Below are 18,928 nucleotides of genomic sequence, written 5' to 3' on the forward strand. Positions count from 1 at the left end.
TTATTTCCTCACTTCAAATTAATCAAACATACTTCCGAAGATATTACGAACACGGTCCGTCACCTTGGTCTTAGGCTTGCTTTCCTGTTTACTGTCATTTTGAACAGGTTCTGGGACAGAAAAATTATTAACAGGAGCCTGAGCTGGCTGCGGTGCAGCTTGCGGAGGTGAAGGCTGTGCTGGTTGTGGTGCTACTTGAGGAGTAACTGGCACAACTGGTTTACGACGAAGCATCTCTTCGCCAAGGACAGCACCCTGAGCGATGATGTCTACCTCACTCATAATACCGACGTATTCAACTAGGCTGATAACATTAGCAAACATTGGGTTGCGGATACCAACTTGGTTGGGAATATAAAGTTTGACTTGAGTGCCAAAGATTTCTTGGGCCAACTCGACAACACCTGGAAGCATGGCTGCTCCACCGACCAGAACAATTCCGCCTGGCAGGTCTAGCAGACGACCGCGTTCCAAATCTTGTTTAACACGGTCAAAAATGTGACGAACACGAGCTGTGATAATCTCTGACAGGTAACGTTCAGAGACATCGACAGGTTCATCACTACCTACACATTCAACTTGGGCTGTTTCCTTAGTACTAGCTTCAGCTAGGTTAGCCGTTCCAAAGTTAAATTTGAGGGCTTCAGCGGTTTGGATTGAGGTTTGCAGAACCTTTGAAATATCCTTGGTGACAAAGTCACCACCTTCTGGATAAATATTGGTGTATTGCAATTCTTGAGCCCGCATGGAGGCAACCGTTGTTTGACCACCACCCATATCAATGACAGTGGCACCAAATTCCCTTTCGCCTTCGTTAAGGACAGACTTGGCTAGAGAGAGGGGAGTAATAATAATCGTTTCTACTTGAATCCCTGCCCGTTCAACGGTGGTGCGAAGATTGTGCAGAATAGTGCTTGGCCCAGTATAAATCAGGCCGCGCATTTCCAAGCGAACTCCCATCATTCCACGAGGGTCACGAATGCCTTGGAAGCCATCAACAATGAACTCTTCTGGCACAAGGGAAATCACTTCTCTCTCCGGTGTAATGCTCTTGGTCAAGGCCGATTGGACGACCCGTTCAATATCTTCATCCTTGATTTCTTTTGATTCTGTGATAACCGGAATCATGCCTTGAGTTGGCTCAATCTGCAAAAGGTTAGCTGGTAGGCCAACATTAACCTTATCAATACTGATGCCTGCCTTCTCTTCTGCCTGGTCAACACCTTCTTTAATGGCATTGGCAGCTGCCTCAATATCAACAATAATTCCGTCTTTTACACCCGAACTAGGGACATTGCTCACGCCGATGACGTTCATCTGTCCATCAACCCATTCGGCAACCAATACTTTAATCGAGCTTGTTCCTATATCCAAACCTGTAAAAAAGCCATTTCTAGCCATTCACTCGACCTCACTTACTTTACGATCTATTTCTTATCTAATGACTCCCCCCTTTTTGGGCAGAGTTATTCAGAAGGTATTATACCATAAAAAAACGGAAAATGCGCTTAATTTCAATTTTTTGTCATATATTCTTAATCCTTTTAGTAGCCTAAAACTAAAGCAAAAAAGCGAGACCAAAGTCTGTTTTCAGGAATTATTCAATTCCTGTTTTCACACTTGTCATCGCTTTTTAATTATATTGTTTTCAAAAAGTCAATTAAAAGCTCAGCCGATTGCCGACCAGCATCCAGGATAAACTCATCGAAGGTGATGTTAGCATCATGGGCAGCAGTATCACTCATAGCTCTGACGACAATGAAAGGAAGCTCGGCCGCTTGAGCTGCCTGGGCAATCGCCGCTCCTTCCATTTCAACAGCTAGGGTGTCTGGGAAATGAGCTTTAATTTGCTCAATCTTATCCTGGCCGGCAATAAAACTATCACTGGTGGTAATCAGCCCAACCCTACTAGGACGCTTATGTTGACTTAAGACCTTTTGAAAGACTTCAAGAAAATGTGGGTCGCTTTCAAAATAGAGGGGTTGCATGGACATCTGACCATAGTCATAGCCAAAGGCTGTCAGATCAACATCATGATAGGCCAGACGGTCAGCTAAAACGACATCACCAATATTGAGTCCTGGTGCTAGGGCTCCAGCCGAGCCCGTATTGATTACTGCTTGAACCCCAAAGTGATCAGCAAGAATAGCCACTGACATGGCTGACATAACCTTACCGACACCTGATTGCACAAGAACTAGGTCATGCTGGCCTATTTGGCCTGTATAATAGGTCTTATTCAGGACCACTTCTGCTTTTTTATTGGTCAATTGCTCTAGCAGGAGACTTAGCTCCTGCTCCATTGCAGCGATAATCCCAATTTTCATGATACTTCCTTTTTGATTTCAGTCTTCCAAAAAACTAGGGCAAGTGTGGGACAGACAGTCATGAGGAGTTCCTCCTCACCCACAAAAATGCCTAAACTTGGAAGATTAGGTATAAAAGTCCTAGCCTCGTTATTTTTTCAACATCAGACACATTGACGTGGTAGAAGACTTGAGGCCCTTGCCTACTTCTGCTTATTCTTCTTGGAAAAGCATTTTTTCTAAACCTTTTATCTTATAGTTTAAAGATGGCATAAATTAAGATGGCCAAAAGAATCAGGACAACAATCAAAATCTTATTTAATTTGGACTGAAAGGCCCCTCGCTTGGCATTCTCAATACGACGACTCTTGTAGGTGTATTGGGAGTCCTCCTCCCAATCGTCATCCTCATAGCTGCCATAATCCTGGTAGTCATTGTCCAAATCGGTATAAATTTGGGTTTCCTGACCATCCAAATAGTCGCCTTCCAATTCTTCGCCACGGTTGGCTCGAGCAATCATATCATCGGTTAATAGTGGTTTTCCCATAAGCCAATCCTTCCTATTTAGTGTGATTTTTACTCAAGGCATAGTATTGTAAAGCTATAATGGTTTTGGCATCTTGAATCTGGCCCGACTTAACCAAGTCCATACAGTCCTCATAAGGCAATTCCAGAAGCTCCAAAAATTCGTCTTCATCCTGAGGTCTGGGATTGGGAACCTTCTTGAGGTCCTTGGCTAGGTAGAGTTTGATATGCTCATTACTAAAGCCGATGGCTGAGTAAAATTCGTAGAGTAGCTCAAGCTGACCAGCGTAGCCTGTTTCTTCTTCAAGCTCCCTAGCAGCAGCTTGCTTTTCTTGACCAGCTTCACCCAACTCTAACTTTCCAGCTGGGATTTCGTAGGAAAGAGCCTCAATAGCCTTACGGTACTGCTTGACTAAAATAATCTTATCATCAGGCGTGACGGCTAGGACGGCAACGGCACCGTGATGAAAAACGAGTTCTCGATAGGAGGTTTTGCCGTTAGGTAATTGGACCTTGTCCTTGGCTACCGTCATTATCTGACCTTCAAAGATGGTCTGCCTTTCTAGCGTTTTTTCTTCGAATTCCATAGGACCTTCTTTCTATCAGCAGCTTCTACTGCCGGGAGGGATGATGAGGCAACCTGGTAGCATAGCCCTCTTTATTGATTTGCCGACCACGTGCAATAGCAATACCGTCAGCTGGAACATCCTTGGAAATGACCGACCCAGCGGCGGATAGGGCATTGTCGCCAATTTCAATGGGTGAAATTAAGGTTGAATTGCTACCAATGAAGACATGGTTGCCAATTTTACTGGTGTACTTGTTCTTACCGTCATAATTGGCAATAATAGTACCTGCACCAAAGTTAACCTCCTGACCAACCTGGGCATTGCCAATATAGGTCAAATGGCCCGCCTTGGTGTTTTTATCAAGGGTTGAGGACTTCACCTCAACAAAGTTCCCCACATGAACCCCTTCTTTAAGGGTAGAGTCTGGACGCAGGTGGGCATAGGGCCCAACCGTAACACCAGCTTCTACAACTGAATTTTCAATTATGGAATGGGTGATGCGAGTATTGGGGCCAATGGTCGAATCAAGAATATAGGTACCATTGGTCAGGAACGTCCCGCTGGCAATCCTTGTCTGCCCCTTGAGCGTGACATTGGCTTCAATGGCCACATCTGGCTCAATGCTGACATCCACATCAATGTAGGTGCTGTCTGGATTTTGAAAACTAACCCCATTAAGCATGTGCTTTTGATTGATGCGATGACGCATGATGGACTCGGCCTTGGCCAAAGCTTGGCGGTCATTAACACCTAAACTTTCATCGAAATCTCTCAGGGTAAAGGCGCCGACCTTTTCGCCAGCCTGGCGGAAAATTGAAATCACATCGGTCAGATAATACTCCCCTTGAGCATTGTCAGTATTAATGTTCTTAAGGGCTTCAAAAAGCCGTTTGTTGTCAAAGACATAGGTGCCCGTATTGATTTCCTTGACTTCCTGCTCAAACGGGGTCGCATCCTTTTGCTCAACAATCTTGGTAACTTCGCCATTTTGATTGCGAATGATGCGACCGTAACCAAAAGGATTGTCAGCCGTAGCGGTCAAAATGGTGGCTACGTTTTTATGGTTGATATGAAAATCAATCAGTTCCTGCAAACTTTGGCCAGTAATCAAGGGCGTATCACCAGCAATCACTAAGGTCTGGCCTCCTAGATCGGCTAGCTGATCTTGGGCCATCATGACAGCGTGGCCCGTGCCCAACTGCTCGGTCTGTAGGACAAAATCAGACTGGTCAGCTAGGACTTCTTTGACCAGTTCCGCTTTGTGGCCAATGACAGTTACAGCCTTTGCTGGTTGAATGGCAGAAACACTGCGAAAAACATGCTCCAGCATGCTAATACCAGAAACCTTGTGAAGTACCTTGGGCAGGTCAGACTTCATCCGAGTCCCTTTACCTGCTGCCAGAATAATCGCATAATTTGCCATAGTTTTTTCCTTTCAAGGTCGACCAAACAAGGGTCAAGCACTTTCGTTAATCTCAGTTTTTTCCCTATTAGAATACCATATTTTGGTCAGTTTTCCCAGTTGAGGTATAGGACATAAGATAAGCCTAGATTGAAAATCTAAATTTATCAGATTTTTAGCGTTTTTATGATAATCAATTATCAAAAAAAGACAAATCCCTAAATTGCTCATTATTAAGGCCTTATTTAAGAAAAAGGCTTTAAAATCTTCCCTCATGCTAAGCAACTTAAAATAATTTGGAAGAAAGGAAAAAAACTATGACTGAAAAAATGATTCAAAAAAACTTCAAGCGAACCGAGTTAAAGTATGTCATTGACCATGATATCTATCAAAAATTGAGCGAGGCCTTCAAAGATCACCTAGTGGCAGATGAGTTTGCACAATCAACCATCACCAATATCTACTTTGACACCTCTGATTTCCAGATGATTCAAAACGCTATTGCTAAAAAAGGAGGCAGGGAAAAGGTCAGAATGCGAACCTACCAAGCCAACCCCGACCTCTCAAGTCAAGCTTTCCTCGAAATTAAGAAGAAAATTAACGATATTGGCTATAAATTCAGAACTACGGCTAAAGCTAGTGAGATTCTTGAAGCTGTTGAGACCACTAAAACCGTTGAACACTTTGGCGACCCCAAGCTGGCTGACGAACTCAATCGGCTCCATCAAATTTACAAGCAACTGCAGCCCATGATGTACATCTATTACGATCGGCGTTCCTTCAAAGGGAAAGAAAATCCCAATTTACGGATTACTCTTGATCAGAATCTCATCTATCGACCTACTAATGTCAACTATCAGGCTGGAAAAACAGGCTACCCACTTTTAGAGCCAGACCATTACATTATGGAGATAAAACTGGTCGGCGAAGCTCCTAGCTGGCTGACAGCTATCCTCGATGAATTCGGTATTGAGGAAGACTCCTTCTCCAAGTATGCTCAGTCTTATCTGGCTAGCCAGCAAATAAAAACAGGAGGCGGCGGACATGTCTGAGCTATTTCAATCTGTTTTCCCCAAAAACCCCAATCACTTGACTTTAATGATTGTTGTTGTGACTTTGGGAGTTAGCCTAATCCTAGGACTAATTTCCTCCTTGGCCTACCAATACAGGACCATCTACACTAAGCAGTTTGTTGTCAGTCTAGCTGTTTTGCCAACCTTGATTGCTATTATTATTTTCTTGGTCAATGGGCGTCTAGGTGCCAGTGTAGCAGTTGCAGGAACCTTCAGTCTGATCCGATTTCGGTCAGCTCAGGGAGGCTCAAAGGAACTAATCGCTATTTTTACTGCTACAGCCATTGGTATTGCAGTAGGAATGGGCTATTTAACCTTTGCTACCTGTTTCACCCTGCTTCTCTCTCTTATCAGTATCGGTTTTGAATGGTCAAAATTTGGTCAACACACTAGAACCCGTCGACAACTGGTCATAAAGACTCCTACTTTTTCAGACTATGATGAACAAATCATCCCTATTCTCAATCGCTATTGTAGTCAAGTTGATTTGCAAACAATTTCTAATAATAAGAAGGGACAGATTAACTTAACTTATCAAATTGATCTTGCAACCGTGGAGCAGGAACGAAAATTGGTTGAAGAAATTATGGCCCTACAAACACCCATCGAGGTCAAAATCTCACACGCACCAAGCAAACCCAAGGTACTCTAAAAGGCCTGCCAATTGGCAGGCTTTTTTATTTGCAAACAGATAAAATCCCAGAGCTAAGGTAATGAAGCGATCGCCTGATCTAGAACTGACATGACAGCTTGGCTGTGATCCAAAGCCTGCCGACTGCTGACAAAATCTTTTTCAGCAATAATCTTTTCAAAGGCGACAAATTCGTCATACATCCGATGATGAGGCTCACTTTGATTGATGTCCATCGACTCTTGACCATTAAGGGCCAGCTGGATTTGTGGCAGACTATTAGTGGGACCAAGGATGGTCAACGAGCCCTTATCTCCTTGAATAGTGGAACGAATTTCCGCAGAACAATCCTTGGCAGCGATACTAACCACCTTGAAAGCTCCATAATCCAAAGCCAGAATGCCTGAGGTGTCTACGTCCCTTTCGATATTGGCCAGATAGTTGACCTTTTGGGGCTGGCCAAACAGACCAACCAGTAGATGGATATTGTAAATATTGAGGTCTCTCAGAGCACCGCCACCCATAGCAGGATTAAAAGCAGGGGCAATTTCTCCTCGTTTAAAGGCATCATAGCGCGACGAATACTGGGAGTAATTGAAGCTAACAATTTTGACTTGGCCAATTTTAGCTAGATTTTCCTTGAGAATCTGGAAATTCGGTAAATACTGATTGGTGATGGCCTCCAGTAAGATAAGCCCCCTTTTCTTTGCTTCCTGCCGCAAATCTTCAAGTTGTCCAGCCTCTAAGGTAAAAGGCTTTTCGCAGATGACATGCTTGCCTGCCTGGAGTGCAGCCTTGGCGTAGTCGTAGTGGGTATGGTTGGGGGTGCCGATATAGATGGTATCAACAACCTTGTTGGCTAAAATCTCTGAAAAATCGCTAGTAGCCTGAGCTAGACCATATTCCTTGGCCAAATCTTGAGCCTTACTTATGGAGCGTGGGGTCGATAAGATAGCTTCTAACTTAATGCCTTCAATAGTCTGTAAAACTGGCAGGACTTCCTCAACAATCATTCCTGTTCCTAAAAGTGCTAGATGCATAAGCTCCTCCTTATTTTAAATACTGAGTCAGTTCCGCCTGATGGTCGGCCAACAACTGACTGGTGTATACCTTTTCGTCTTGGGAATTCTTGACCCCTCGCCAGAGCAGGGCAGCGACCTTCAAAGGTTCTCGGTAATCTTTGGACAGAGGATCTTGGCGAAAATCCTTGACGAAGCGATTCCACTGGTAGGACTTTTCTTCTGGAGTCTCCTGGGAAACGAGGTCGGGATTTTCTAGTACTGCGATCAAATCAGCAACAGTAGCTTCCTTATCCTCCAGTCGCTCAACCTCTCTCAATTTGATAGCCATAACCTTCTTGAAAGTAAATTTTTCTTGGCCATAGTAGTCGGCAAAGAATTGCCGGGCTTCCTTGTCCAGCTTAAAACCACTATCTAGAAGTTTGGTCTCTGGACTAATTTGGTCAGCCTTCAAGCCTCCTGCTGGCTTAGTTCGTCTCAGTCGCTTAATCTGACTGGCCGGTTTTCCTTCTAAAAACTGCTGGATGTAGGCTGTCAACTCGGCCTTGGTTCCATAGCTGGGCAAACCGAAATCCCGACAAATCTCTTCCAATTCAGTCTTATACCAGTAGTAGGATAGGAATTCTTCGGGACTCAGGTCTGAACTAAAATCAGGTCTCTGGACCATGATTATCACCTCCATTGCTAGCCTTATTATAGCATAGCAAAAGAGCTTGGGACAAAACTGTCCCTCAGCCAACGAAAAAGCAACGGTTTTGATGCCGTTGCTTTTTGCTTGACATAGGTAGTCTTGATAAAATATCGTTGACAAAAAAATAATAGAAAGGCTACCTCATGTACAGTCACTATAACACAAATCAAACGACTCTGCCACTAGAATTAAGCGCATTCTTACCCCACAACCATCTCGTTTTTACGATTGAAAAGGTGGTCAATAAACTAGATGATAATGCCCTTCTAAACTTTTATCATGAGGTTGGGCGGCCTTCTTACCCTCCCCAATTACTCCTAGCAGCCCTTTTATTTGCTTATTCTCAAGGGATCTTTTCCGGACGAAAGATAGAAAAAATGATGGTGGAAAATCTTGCCATGCAATACTTAACAGGTCAGCTGGTGATTTCTTATCGGACAATCAATCGTTTTCGTGTGGCTCCTGGGATGGAGGAGCTGATTCGTAATCTCTTTATTGACCTCAACCTTCAGTTGAAAATGGAGGAATTAGTGTCCTTAGAGTGTTTGTTTATTGACGGGACTAAGATTGAGGCTAACGCTAACAGGTACAGTTTTGTTTGGCGGAAGGCTGTTGATAAATTTTCTGCCAAACTTCAAGCGACTCTAAAAACCTATTTTCAAGAGGAAATTAATCCTTTGATTCAAGAGGCCATTGTCTTAGATGACCAAGAGCCTGTAACTTCTGAACAATTGACAGAGTTTTCTCAAATCCTTGAGGAAGAATGGAAATCAGTTAACCAAGCCATCGAAGAAAATCCTGTCAAAGGAAAGGATGAGCGTCAAACAAAGCGTCGGAAACTCAAGAAAGTCCTTCGAAAGGTAAGGGAGGATTTTTCAGCCCGTGCACAAAAGTACGAGACCTATCAAGCTACTTTCACTGGTCGCAATAGTTTTTCAAAGACAGATACAGACGCCACTTTTATGCGGATGAAAGACGACCACATGAGAAATGGTCAACTGAAGGCTGGCTACAATCTCCAAATCGCTACTGAGAATCAATTTGTTCTCCACTATGATATCTTCCCAAATCCGACAGACACCAAGACCCTCTTACCATTTTTAGACTCCTATCCCCATGACGCCAAGACTATTGTCGCAGATGCTGGTTATGGTAGTGAAGAGAACCTACTAACTCTTGACCAAGAGGAAATTAATCACTTGATTAAGTATGGCAGGTTTGATAAGGAACAAAAGAGGACCTACAGAAAGTCTGACAAGAATCTAGCCAATTGGCACTATAATGAAAAAGAGGATAGCTACACCCATCCAGAGGGTTGGAAATAGGTGTTTCATCATCTCAAACACCAGAAAACGCAAACAGGTTTTGAACAAGAGATTAAGGTCTACCAGGCTGAGGAGCTTGAATTAGCTCCTCAAAAGGGGCTATATATCAACGAGCGGTACCAATATTTAAAGCAAAAAGAAGTTCAAGCGCTTTTATCTCCTGAGGGCAGTCAAGTTTTCGCACAACGCAAGGTTGATGTGGAGCCTGTCTTTGGGCAGATAAAGGCTTGTTTGGGTTACAAAAGGTGTAATCTGCGGGGGAAACGACAGGTCAAGATTGACATGGGATTGGCCCTTATGGCTAACAATCTCCTCAAATATAACAGGAGAAGCAACCGAACCTAAAAAATAGAGGGTCACCAACAAGCGATCCTCTATTTTTCGAGCTCAAACGGATTTCTGTCCCAGACTCTTTCTTAATTGCTTTAGTCTTTATCGCTCTTCCAGTACTTCTTAGCATACTTGTCAAAATCCGGTTTTTCAGATTTATTCATAGCAAAGACAAGATTACCTTTTAGAGGCTCATCCTTTTTATCAGCTTGAAGCATGAGTGCTAGATTTTTATCTTTTTCAGGGAAGAAGATAGTATAGTGCTCCCCTTTGACCGTAATAGAAATATAGCGAGTTCCATTTTCGGTGCCTTTACCAGTATATTTGTAGTCTAGGCTTTCTCCGTCCATTTTAAAAGACTTTTCCGTAATGGTCATGGTCATGTCGGTGCCACTAGCATCTTGAATATACCATTTCCCTTGTATATCTGCCTTTTTGACTCCACAACCTGCTAAAAAGATTAGGGCTAGACCTAAACTAACAAGTAATAATAATGTCCGTTTTTTCATAATCTTCCTCCTCATTGACCAGCACTATCTAGAGCTCATGTAGGTGTTTTCTTTCTAATGGCTTAATTATAACATAATTTAAGTAAAATTAAAGGGTTTTCTTTGACTTTTTCAACTTGTCTAGCTATGATGAAAATAGTTAGGAATCTTTAAAGGCAGGGAATATGGACAAATCCAGTAAAAAACCAAAGCCAGGGACCCCTTCCTGAAAAATCATTGCTGCCAGCTATTTTAGCTGCCATCAGTATTTGTCTACTGGTATTTAATGGCATCACCTTTGTTGTCAACCCTCTTCTCGCCATCTTGCAGGGAATCTTCTTTATCTGTCCCATCACCATTTTCTTAAGCAGACTTGCTGTTAAGGGAGCGGATGACCTTGCTGAAAAACAAGGGCTGGATTATTCCAAGCCTATCAGACTAAATACCATCATTTTCCTGCTAGCTCTGACTTACCTTATTCTTAGTATTATTGCATGCCTCATCTTTTTCTATGAAGCGCCTGGCAAACTTTATACTCAATAAAAAATCAAAAATAGCCAAGGCAACGAACTGCAGGTAGCTCAAAAGGTCTGGGAGACCTTTTGAGGTTGGAAATAGGGAAAACTTCGCTTTCCTCAGCAGGTACGGCAAAGTGAGTTAACGATGGATAGTTTTGATTTTTGAAGAGCATTAGTCATTGCCAGAGTCGCTTGCTCAAAATTTTGGATTTGTCAGCATACAATTTCTTGAAAGAAAAAAATGAGGCCGAAAACAAATGAATCCAAGCCTCGCTATTATTTATTTAACACTTTGACGCAGTTGTTGATTGGAAGTACTTATCCCCTTCGGGATAGCGTCCTCCCTAATCAACTGTGCGGGGGTAGAACAACGAAATTGACGGCTTCGCCGTAACAATTTCTGTTCCACTCCCTTTTACTTTTATCCGATAATCGAACCATTGGGTACAGATTCATCAACTGTCAGGAGGGTCAACTTGCCTTCATGTTCAGCTGAGAGAATCATGCCTTGGCTGACATATTTTTTCATCATTTTGCGCGGTTTGAGGTTGGCAACGATTTGTAATTTCTTACCGACAAGCTCTTGCTCATTCGGATAGAATTTGGCAATACCTGAGAGGATTTGGCGGTCCTCACCATCACCTGCATCTAAACGAAAGCGCAGCAATTTATCTGAACCCTCAACCTTTGCAACTTCTTTGACCTCAGCTACTCGAATCTCAACCTTGCCAAAGTCATCAAACTTGATTTGGTCCTTGCTGGACTTGAGTTCCACCTCATCAGGATTCCATTCTTTTTCTGCCTGTGGTTTTCCCGCATTCATCTTTTCCTTAATGTAGGCGATTTCAGCTTCCATATCCAAACGAGGGAAGATTGGCTGACCTTTGGAGACCACCTTGATGCCACTAGGTAGACCAGCCAAACTGAGATTTGCCATATCAAAGTCCTGACCAAGTCCTAGCTGCGTCATGATCGCATCAGATGTTGACATCATGAAGGGTTGGATGAGGTGGGCTACAAGTCTCAGGCTAGCAGCTAAGTGAGCCATGACAGCTGCCAATTGGTCACGCTTGGCTTCATCCTTAGCCAGGACCCAAGGGGCTGTTTCATCAATATACTTGTTGGTCCGAGCAATAATGTTCCAGACAGCATCCAGAGCTTTAGGAAAATCAACCGCAGCCATTTGTTTGTGGTAGTCCGCCAGATTATCAGCTACGACGGCTGCCAAATCGGCATCAAATTCCGTGACATTTTCTTGATAACTTGGAATTTCCCCATCAAAATATTTGTTAATCATGGCAACTGTTCGGTTGAGAAGATTACCAAGGTCATTGGCCAGTTCGTAATTGATACGACCAACATAGTCTTCTGGGGTAAAGGTCCCGTCTGATCCGACGGGGAGCGAGCGCATGAGGTAATAACGAAGCGGGTCAAGACCAAAACGCTCTACCAACATTTCTGGATAGACCACATTTCCCTTGGACTTAGACATCTTGCCATCTTGCATAACAAACCAACCATGGGCGACTAGGCGAGTTGGCAGAGGTAAATCAAGTGCCATCAGCATAATTGGCCAATAAATCGAGTGGAAACGAAGGATGTCCTTACCAATCATATGGATAATTTCGTGGTCCTGGTCATTGTGCCAGAACTTATCAAAGTTGGCATGGTCTTCTTGTCCATAGCCAAGTGCTGTAATATAGTTCATTAAGGCATCAATCCAAACATAGATAACATGTTTTGGATTTGACGGTACCTTAATTCCCCACGTGTAAGTCGTACGAGAAACAGCCAAGTCTTCCAAACCTGGCTCTATGAAGTTCTTGAGCATTTCGTTCATACGGCCATCAGGCTGAATGAACTCTGGGTGCTCCTTATAGTAGGCAATCAAGCGGTCTGCATACTTACTCATGCGAAAGAAATAGGATTCTTCTGAAACCTTTTCAACTTCATGACCAGATGGAGCTACACCGCCAATCATATTACCATGGTCATCACGGTAGACTTCAGCCAATTGGCTTTCCGTAAAGAATTCTTCATCCGAGACAGAATACCAACCTGTGTACTCACCAAGGTAAATGTCACCCTGCGCTAGCAATTTTTCGAAAATCTTAGCAACCACTTCTTCGTGGAAATCGTCTGTGGTGCGGATAAATTGGTCATAAGAAATGTTCAAGAGTTCCCACAACTCTTTAACGTCCTTAGCCATGCCATCAACGTATTCCTGAGGAGTGATGCCAACTTCTTGGGCCTTTTGCTGAATTTTTTGACCATGTTCATCAAGTCCAGTCAAATAACGTACATCATAGTTCATCATGCGTTTGTAGCGAGCCAGAACATCACAGGCAATGGTCGTATAGGCTGACCCAATATGCAGTTTACCTGATGGGTAATAGATTGGGGTTGTCACATAAAATGTTTTATTAGACATGATTATCGTCTTCCTTTACCTAAAAACTAATTGTCAGACGTCTGCTTTGATTCCTAGAAAATACAGGCCGTCTTTTTATAGTCATTTTTCATTCGCCGGCTTAGATTCTTTTTCTAGCAGACAAATGGCTGAAACCAGCGGTCTCACAACAGCCTATTATATCATAAAATTGGGTATGAAAAAAGATGGGGGACATTCCCGACCACGCTGTAAACTGTTTCTGAAAGATTAAGTTCCAGTTCTTGTCTTGCCGGAACCATTTTGAAAATGTAGCGAATTCACCAATCCTATCTCTTTGCAGACAGATGGGGGCATTTTTTGTTACAATGGGGTTTAATTATCAAGAAGGAGAGTTGCATGAGTCAAGCCAGACAACTGCTAAAACAGTTATATATCGATAACCTGAAAACAGATTCCAAGCTCTATGTCGGTGTTGAATTTGAATTTCCGATTGTCAACATGGTTGGCAGATCAACGGATGTCCATGTGTCCAAAGGACTCTTTGATTACCTAGGAAACCTCTGCGATTTTGACATCATCCAATACGATCAGGAAGGTCATGCTATTGATCTCCGTCACAAAACCTATCAGGATCACCTTGTCTTTGAAGTCTCTTACAATCTTATTGAGTTTGCTTTTGATTGCACTGAAACTATACAAGAAATCGAGCAGCGTTTTGATTACTACCTAGGGCTTATCCAGCCCTGGTTAAGCCAGCATGGTCATATGGTGCAAGGTTTTGGTATCCACCCAAGCTGGTCTCGTAATGATAATGGTCCTGTAAAAATTGAACGCTATGAAATGCTGATTGATTACCTAAAACTCTCAGAAACCAAAGGAAGGGCTGACTGCCACCACTTTCCTGACTATGGCGGCTTTATCTGCGGCAGTCAGGTTCAGCTAGATGTCACAGTTGATAATTATCTGCGTGCTATCAATGCTTTTAATAAGGTAGAAGCCGTTAAGGCTTATCTTTTTGCTAACTCACCATTTAACGGAGCAGACTGGGATACCTTGATTGCCCGAGATATTTTTTGGGAACAGTCTATGCATGGCTATCACGAGGAGAATATCGGTATTTTCCCAAAGGACTTTAAGGATACTCAGGATTTTCTAGACTGGATGGAACAAACTTCCATCTACACCGCCGAGCGTAAGGGGCACAGCTACTACTTCCCTCCTATTCGAGTCAAGGATTATCTGAGTCAAGAGACGATTGCTGCCTATGCTCTGGATGGCACCCACACGACCATCATTCCTGAAACAGCTGATTTCAAGGATCACCGTGCCTATCATTACCAAGACCTGACCAAGCGCGGTACCATTGAATTTCGCAGCACCTGCGCCCAGCCTATTGATAAGAGCTTTCTACCTATCGCCTTTCATCTCGGTCTCATGGCCAATTTAGAAAAGCTGGAGAGCCTTCTCGAAACTGAACCTCTCTTTGAAGCCTTCAATCACGACTATAAGGCCATGCGCCGCTATTTCTCAAAACCTGACTTGGGACACCATCTAGAAGCCATCCATCAATTCAGCCGGCTTGTGTTAGAGTGTGCTTTAGATGGCTTACTTAAGCGCGGTTACGGTGAAGAAGTCTATCTGAAAGAGCTAATTGAAACAATGGAATCCTCCGTAAGATTACGATGATTGTTAATGATTTTCACCCATTCTTAGTATCACCATAGATAGTTCAGTTTATAGTGACTGTGCTTGAATACATCGTCTTTTTCGTTTCTCGTTTATAGATTCGTTCAATTACCTGCTCCATTCCAGCACCAACAGGGATTCTTGCCTAGTTCTATTCCTAAATTAAACCACCATAGTAAACTGAAAGACTTCAAAAGAGTGGTCTCAAGTCTAAAAAACTTGAGACCACTCTTTTCATTTTCAGCCAGTCTTAGTAGCCCCACAGGATGGTTCGGCTTATAGTGACTGTGCTTGAATACATTGCCTTTTTCGTTTCTCGTTTATAGGTTCGTTCAATTACCTGCTCCATTCCAGCACCAACAGGGAGTTTTACCTAGTCCTATTCCTAAATCAAACCACCATACCATCAAAATGAACTAAAAACAAACTAGAACATGAGCTGCTCTAGTTTATTGCTAAGCTATTTGATGTGATAGTTTTTCTCAAATTTAGCCTTTTGTTTTTTAAAGTCCGACTTAAGACTTTGAGCCTTGCTAGCTGACAGCCGTCGATAGGACGCTTCAGAAATCTTTCGGCCCGACTTATCTCGGGTGATAATGGTTAGCTTATCTCCCTTGACCTTATAGGAGCGGCTGTAATGATAGCCGTCCGCAATACTTGAAATATACTTTTTGGTCTCCTGAGCATTTAAGTAAGAGTAATAACCTTTTAGATCTGACTTAACCAGCTTGGTAACCTTGTCCTTGTATTCCTTGTTGGAAACGCTGAAATCAATCGTCTTATCCCATTGATTGACCTGATAAATATCATTTAAGTAACTACCCAAGGGGAGGTAGGGTTGGTTTCTGGCATTGGTTGAGAAGGAATAAGAATCCTCTTCAAAGCGCTTTTGCTTATTAACCACAACAAAGTCTTGGTAATGGAACTTCTTCTCCTTGTATTGGTCCAGTACATCGACCCACTTGTCACTATCTTGGTCATAATAGTGCCATTCGCTTAGTTGCCAAGTTCCTTCTATATTCCCCTCATTATTACGCCAGAAGGCATAGCTACCAGCACCTGCGAAGGCCAGAAAGAGAAGGACCGCCAAAGTAAGGACGACCTTAGGCCACTTGGCCTTTTTCTTTTGTCCAAGCTGGGGAGTTTCTTGCTTGGGCGTCTCTGTTTTTGGCACTTGAGAAGGAATAGAAGTTGACTCTGAATCAACTTGACTTGATGCTGGACTAGATTCGGTCCTAGGAACTTCGGCCCGAGGCGCTTGGTGAACCCCACCAAAGGTAGCCCGCCGAACGGCAGCTCCAGCTGGACTGGCTGGCTTTGAGGAGGCTTGACTAGCCGGACTAGAAGCAGGAGAACTAGCAGCATTGTTGGGTGTAGGGCGCTCTACCTCTGAGGCAGAAGCTGGGGCAATCTTTCTCCCAAACTCATCGCGCTCGGGAGCAGGACGGGAAAACACCGGTCTTTCCTGACTAGCCTGAGGCTGATTGTCAGAAGTCTGCCTAGCAGTCTTCTCTTGTGAAGGGTTGGGAATTACCCCAGCCTTAGCTGCCGCCACCAACTCATCAGCTGTTGGCTTTCGGCCATTAACCGATTCAAACAACTCTATCCATTCTTGTTGATTCATTTTTACAATCCTTATATTCTTTAATCCTATTCATTATATCATAGATAGGCCAATGCTTCGTGAAAATCTTAACATTTTCTAATAGTTTTTCCAAAAATTCAGGAAATATCGCTATTCGAGGACTCTCTCGGTGGTAAGTTCTAGAGGTCAAAAATCATTTTTCAGAATACCTTCAATAATTTTGCGAAGAGGCATTAGGCAAACCCAGCCTTGCTTCCATTTTCAAGCAAGGCGCTTGGCCTGTCATTTAGATTCTGCTCGCTCCTCATTTTTGTAGTATAATAAGAAAAAAATAGATTGGAGATTACTATGGCTATTCAATATAAGAAAAATGACGAACTGGAAAAGATGTTGGAGGGCTTTGCTAGCTTTCCTGATTTTGGGGGAGGTCAGGAACCCGACCCCGAGAAAGATAAGAAAGAAACCAAGAAGAAATAAATGTCATGAGTATTTTTCAGAACTTGCCAAGCAGTGTCCTTCAATGGATGGCCATCTTTCTGTCCATCATCATTGAGGCGCTGCCTTTTATCCTTTTGGGCTCGCTTCTCTCGGGCTTTATTGAGGTCTACTTGACACCAGAGAGGGTTCACAAATACCTACCCAAGCAGAAATTTTTCCGGATTTTATTCGGAACACTGGTTGGCTTTGTTTTTCCCTCTTGCGAGTGTGGGATTGTCCCCATCATTACCCGATTTTTAGAGAAGAAGGTTCCCAGTTATACTGCGGTTCCCTTTCTGACTACCGCACCGATTATTAATCCTATTGTGCTCTTTGCCACCTATTCGGCTTTTGGGAATTCCTTCTATATTTTATCCTTGCGTCTCATCGGCGCTATCATCGTTGCCATGAGCCTAGGAATTTTGCTGGGCTTTGTCCTTGATGACAAGATTCTCAAGGACAATTATGTCAGCCATGAGCAGGAAGATTTCAGTCAGGTACCCTGGCCCAAGAAAATTTTCCACGCCCTGGCTCATGCTATCGATGAATTTTTTGATACCGGTCGCTACCTAATTTTTGGTAGCTTAGTGGCCTCGGCCATGCAGATTTATGTCCCGACCCACATCTTACGAACCCTAGGTGGCACACCCCTCTTAGCCATCCTAGTACTCATGCTGATGGCCTTTATCCTATCTCTTTGTAGCGAGGCCGATGCCTTTATCGGTGCCAGTCTTCTTTCTACCCTTGGGGTCGGCCCGGTTACAGCCTTCCTATTGATAGGGCCCATGGTTGACATTAAGAACCTGATGATGATGCTCAAGTCCTTCAAGTTGCGCTTTATCGCCCAATTTGTTGGGGTATCTAGCACCGTCATCATCGTCTACTGCTTGCTTGTGGGGGTGCTTAAATGATTCGCTTTTTAATTCTAGTCGGTTATTTCGAGTTGACCATGTACCTGCAACTTTCTGGTAAACTCAATCAGTACATCAATATTCATTACTCCTACCTAGCCTATATTTCCATGGTGCTGTCCTTTATCCTGGCCGTCGTTCAGTTAATCATCTGGATGAAAAAGGTAAGGATTCACAGTCATTTAAAGGGATTTTGGGCTCGGCTCTTTAGCCCTGCTATCCTGGTTTTCCCTGTCATGGTGGGACTTCTTGTTCCCACAGTAACCCTCAATTCAACCACGGTTTCAGCCAAGGGCTATAGTTTCCCTTTAGCTGCCGGTTCTTCAGGTGGGACCAGTTCAGATGGGACAACTGTTCAATACCTCAAGCCTGACACTTCAGCTTATTTTACTTCTTCTGCCTACAAGACCGAGATGCAAAAGGAAATCAAGCCATATTTGAAGCAGGATAAGATAAACATTACAACGGAGAATTATATGGAGGTCATGGAGCTCATCTACCTCTATCCAGACCGCTTCGTTGGTAAAACCATTACCTATACAGGTTTTGTCTACAATGATGCCAACCAGAAGGACCACCAATTCCTCTTTCGTTTCGGGATTATTCACTGTATTGCTGACTCTGGCGTCTATGGCCTTTCAACAACTGGAAATAAGGCTCATTATGAAGACAATACTTGGATTCAAGCCACAGGCACCATCCATATTGAATACAATCAAACGCTCAAGCAAAGCCTACCTGTCCTAGAAATGTCTAAATGTCAGGAAGTCGACAAGCCAGACAACCCTTATGTCTATCGTGTCTTCTAATTTTAGGCATTAAATCAGCCTTAAATTCTAGTATGAAACTACTAGCCATTGACATTTCAAGATAAAAAAATATCATTCTAGGATTTTTGTCTAGTCAATTTCTAGTATTGAGCTATACTAAAAATAGGTGTAAGATTTATAACAATAAACTAGATTACTTTTATTCTTTTTCCAATGTAATCATTCTTTCC

Annotated in this window: 17 protein-coding genes and 1 pseudogene; 8 read left to right on the forward strand and 10 right to left on the reverse strand. The window is 43.1% G+C overall.

Annotated features, from left to right (window positions below; all coding sequences use genetic code 11):
- Positions 1 to 18: 18 nt before the first annotated feature.
- From ftsA to glmU, 5 genes are all read right to left on the reverse strand, one after another.
- Complete coding sequence (gene ftsA / locus DYE66_RS09980; RefSeq protein ID WP_002996455.1) at positions 19 to 1,401, reverse strand: cell division protein FtsA; 1,383 nt, start codon at positions 1,399 to 1,401, stop codon at positions 19 to 21.
- Between the two features lie 236 nt (positions 1,402 to 1,637).
- Positions 1,638 to 2,327 carry a 5'-methylthioadenosine/adenosylhomocysteine nucleosidase gene (locus DYE66_RS09985; protein ID WP_002996722.1) on the reverse strand — a complete coding sequence of 230 codons (690 nt, stop codon included), beginning with the start codon at positions 2,325 to 2,327 and terminating at the stop codon, positions 1,638 to 1,640.
- Between the two features lie 232 nt (positions 2,328 to 2,559).
- Positions 2,560 to 2,853, reverse strand: a complete 294-nt coding sequence (gene macP, locus DYE66_RS09990; RefSeq protein WP_002996798.1) for a cell wall synthase accessory phosphoprotein MacP — start codon at positions 2,851 to 2,853, stop codon at positions 2,560 to 2,562.
- 13 nt (positions 2,854 to 2,866) lie between these two features.
- Entirely contained in the window at positions 2,867 to 3,418 is a 552-nt protein-coding gene (locus DYE66_RS09995; protein WP_002997175.1) for an NUDIX domain-containing protein, read from the reverse strand.
- A 25-nt stretch (positions 3,419 to 3,443) separates the two neighbouring features.
- On the reverse strand, positions 3,444 to 4,823 hold the full coding sequence (glmU, locus tag DYE66_RS10000) for a bifunctional UDP-N-acetylglucosamine diphosphorylase/glucosamine-1-phosphate N-acetyltransferase GlmU (RefSeq protein WP_002996840.1): 1,380 nt from the start codon (positions 4,821 to 4,823) through the stop codon (positions 3,444 to 3,446).
- Between the two features lie 296 nt (positions 4,824 to 5,119).
- Here glmU and DYE66_RS10005 point away from each other — a divergent pair, with 296 nt between their 5' ends.
- Both DYE66_RS10005 and DYE66_RS10010 read left to right on the forward strand, forming a co-directional pair.
- Positions 5,120 to 5,854 (forward strand): polyphosphate polymerase domain-containing protein, encoded by a 735-nt coding sequence (locus DYE66_RS10005; RefSeq protein WP_002996514.1) that lies wholly within the window; start codon positions 5,120 to 5,122, stop codon positions 5,852 to 5,854.
- Positions 5,847 to 6,527 carry a DUF4956 domain-containing protein gene (locus DYE66_RS10010; RefSeq protein ID WP_002996994.1) on the forward strand — a complete coding sequence of 227 codons (681 nt, stop codon included), beginning with the start codon at positions 5,847 to 5,849 and terminating at the stop codon, positions 6,525 to 6,527. Before DYE66_RS10005 ends, DYE66_RS10010 begins: the two co-directional genes overlap by 8 nt.
- Positions 6,528 to 6,580: 53 nt before the next feature.
- On the opposite strand, the gene DYE66_RS10015 is transcribed toward DYE66_RS10010, so the two are convergent.
- Together DYE66_RS10015 and DYE66_RS10020 are read right to left on the reverse strand one after the other, a co-directional pair.
- Positions 6,581 to 7,546: a Gfo/Idh/MocA family protein gene (locus tag DYE66_RS10015; RefSeq protein WP_002997215.1), complete on the reverse strand. Its 966-nt coding sequence runs from the start codon at positions 7,544 to 7,546 to the stop codon at positions 6,581 to 6,583.
- A gap of 10 nt (positions 7,547 to 7,556) precedes the next feature.
- Complete coding sequence (locus DYE66_RS10020) at positions 7,557 to 8,192, reverse strand: SAP domain-containing protein (RefSeq protein WP_002997317.1); 636 nt, start codon at positions 8,190 to 8,192, stop codon at positions 7,557 to 7,559.
- A 167-nt stretch (positions 8,193 to 8,359) separates the two neighbouring features.
- On the opposite strand from DYE66_RS10020, the pseudogene DYE66_RS10025 reads away from it, so the two are divergent.
- A pseudogene (locus tag DYE66_RS10025) lies at positions 8,360 to 9,886 on the forward strand (IS1182 family transposase).
- A gap of 80 nt (positions 9,887 to 9,966) precedes the next feature.
- On the opposite strand, the gene DYE66_RS10030 reads toward DYE66_RS10025, so the two are convergent.
- Complete coding sequence (locus tag DYE66_RS10030; protein ID WP_002997195.1) at positions 9,967 to 10,380, reverse strand: hypothetical protein; 414 nt, start codon at positions 10,378 to 10,380, stop codon at positions 9,967 to 9,969.
- Positions 10,381 to 10,596: 216 nt separating this feature from the next.
- Between DYE66_RS10030 and DYE66_RS10035 the strand changes: the two genes are divergently transcribed.
- Positions 10,597 to 10,902: a hypothetical protein gene (locus DYE66_RS10035; protein WP_002997086.1), complete on the forward strand. Its 306-nt coding sequence runs from the start codon at positions 10,597 to 10,599 to the stop codon at positions 10,900 to 10,902.
- A 396-nt stretch (positions 10,903 to 11,298) separates the two neighbouring features.
- Here the strand turns inward: DYE66_RS10035 and metG are convergent, their stop codons facing one another.
- Positions 11,299 to 13,308, reverse strand: a complete 2,010-nt coding sequence (metG, locus tag DYE66_RS10040; protein WP_019788421.1) for a methionine--tRNA ligase — start codon at positions 13,306 to 13,308, stop codon at positions 11,299 to 11,301.
- A 357-nt stretch (positions 13,309 to 13,665) separates the two neighbouring features.
- Between metG and DYE66_RS10045 the strand changes: the two genes are divergently transcribed.
- The gene (locus tag DYE66_RS10045; protein ID WP_002997044.1) at positions 13,666 to 14,955 is read left to right on the forward strand and encodes a glutamate-cysteine ligase family protein; all 1,290 of its coding nucleotides are present in this window, start codon (positions 13,666 to 13,668) and stop codon (positions 14,953 to 14,955) included.
- Positions 14,956 to 15,415: 460 nt separating this feature from the next.
- On the opposite strand, the gene DYE66_RS10050 is transcribed toward DYE66_RS10045, so the two are convergent.
- A complete protein-coding gene (locus tag DYE66_RS10050) occupies positions 15,416 to 16,579 on the reverse strand; it encodes a hypothetical protein (RefSeq protein ID WP_002997230.1) in 1,164 nt (387 codons plus the stop codon).
- 309 nt (positions 16,580 to 16,888) lie between these two features.
- On the opposite strand from DYE66_RS10050, the gene DYE66_RS11095 reads away from it, so the two are divergent.
- The 3 genes from DYE66_RS11095 to DYE66_RS10060 are packed head-to-tail and all read left to right on the forward strand — an operon-like array spanning position 16,889 to position 18,737.
- Positions 16,889 to 17,017 carry an SPJ_0845 family protein gene (locus DYE66_RS11095; protein WP_002996477.1) on the forward strand — a complete coding sequence of 43 codons (129 nt, stop codon included), beginning with the start codon at positions 16,889 to 16,891 and terminating at the stop codon, positions 17,015 to 17,017.
- 5 nt (positions 17,018 to 17,022) lie between these two features.
- Positions 17,023 to 17,928 carry a permease gene (locus DYE66_RS10055; RefSeq protein WP_002996659.1) on the forward strand — a complete coding sequence of 302 codons (906 nt, stop codon included), beginning with the start codon at positions 17,023 to 17,025 and terminating at the stop codon, positions 17,926 to 17,928.
- Entirely contained in the window at positions 17,925 to 18,737 is an 813-nt protein-coding gene (locus DYE66_RS10060; protein ID WP_002996699.1) for a TIGR03943 family putative permease subunit, read from the forward strand. The genes DYE66_RS10055 and DYE66_RS10060 overlap by 4 nt, the downstream gene beginning before the upstream one ends.
- The last annotated feature ends 191 nt before the right edge of the window (positions 18,738 to 18,928 follow it).

Source organism: Streptococcus downei MFe28 (genome assembly GCF_900459175.1).
GTDB lineage: Bacteria > Bacillota > Bacilli > Lactobacillales > Streptococcaceae > Streptococcus > Streptococcus downei.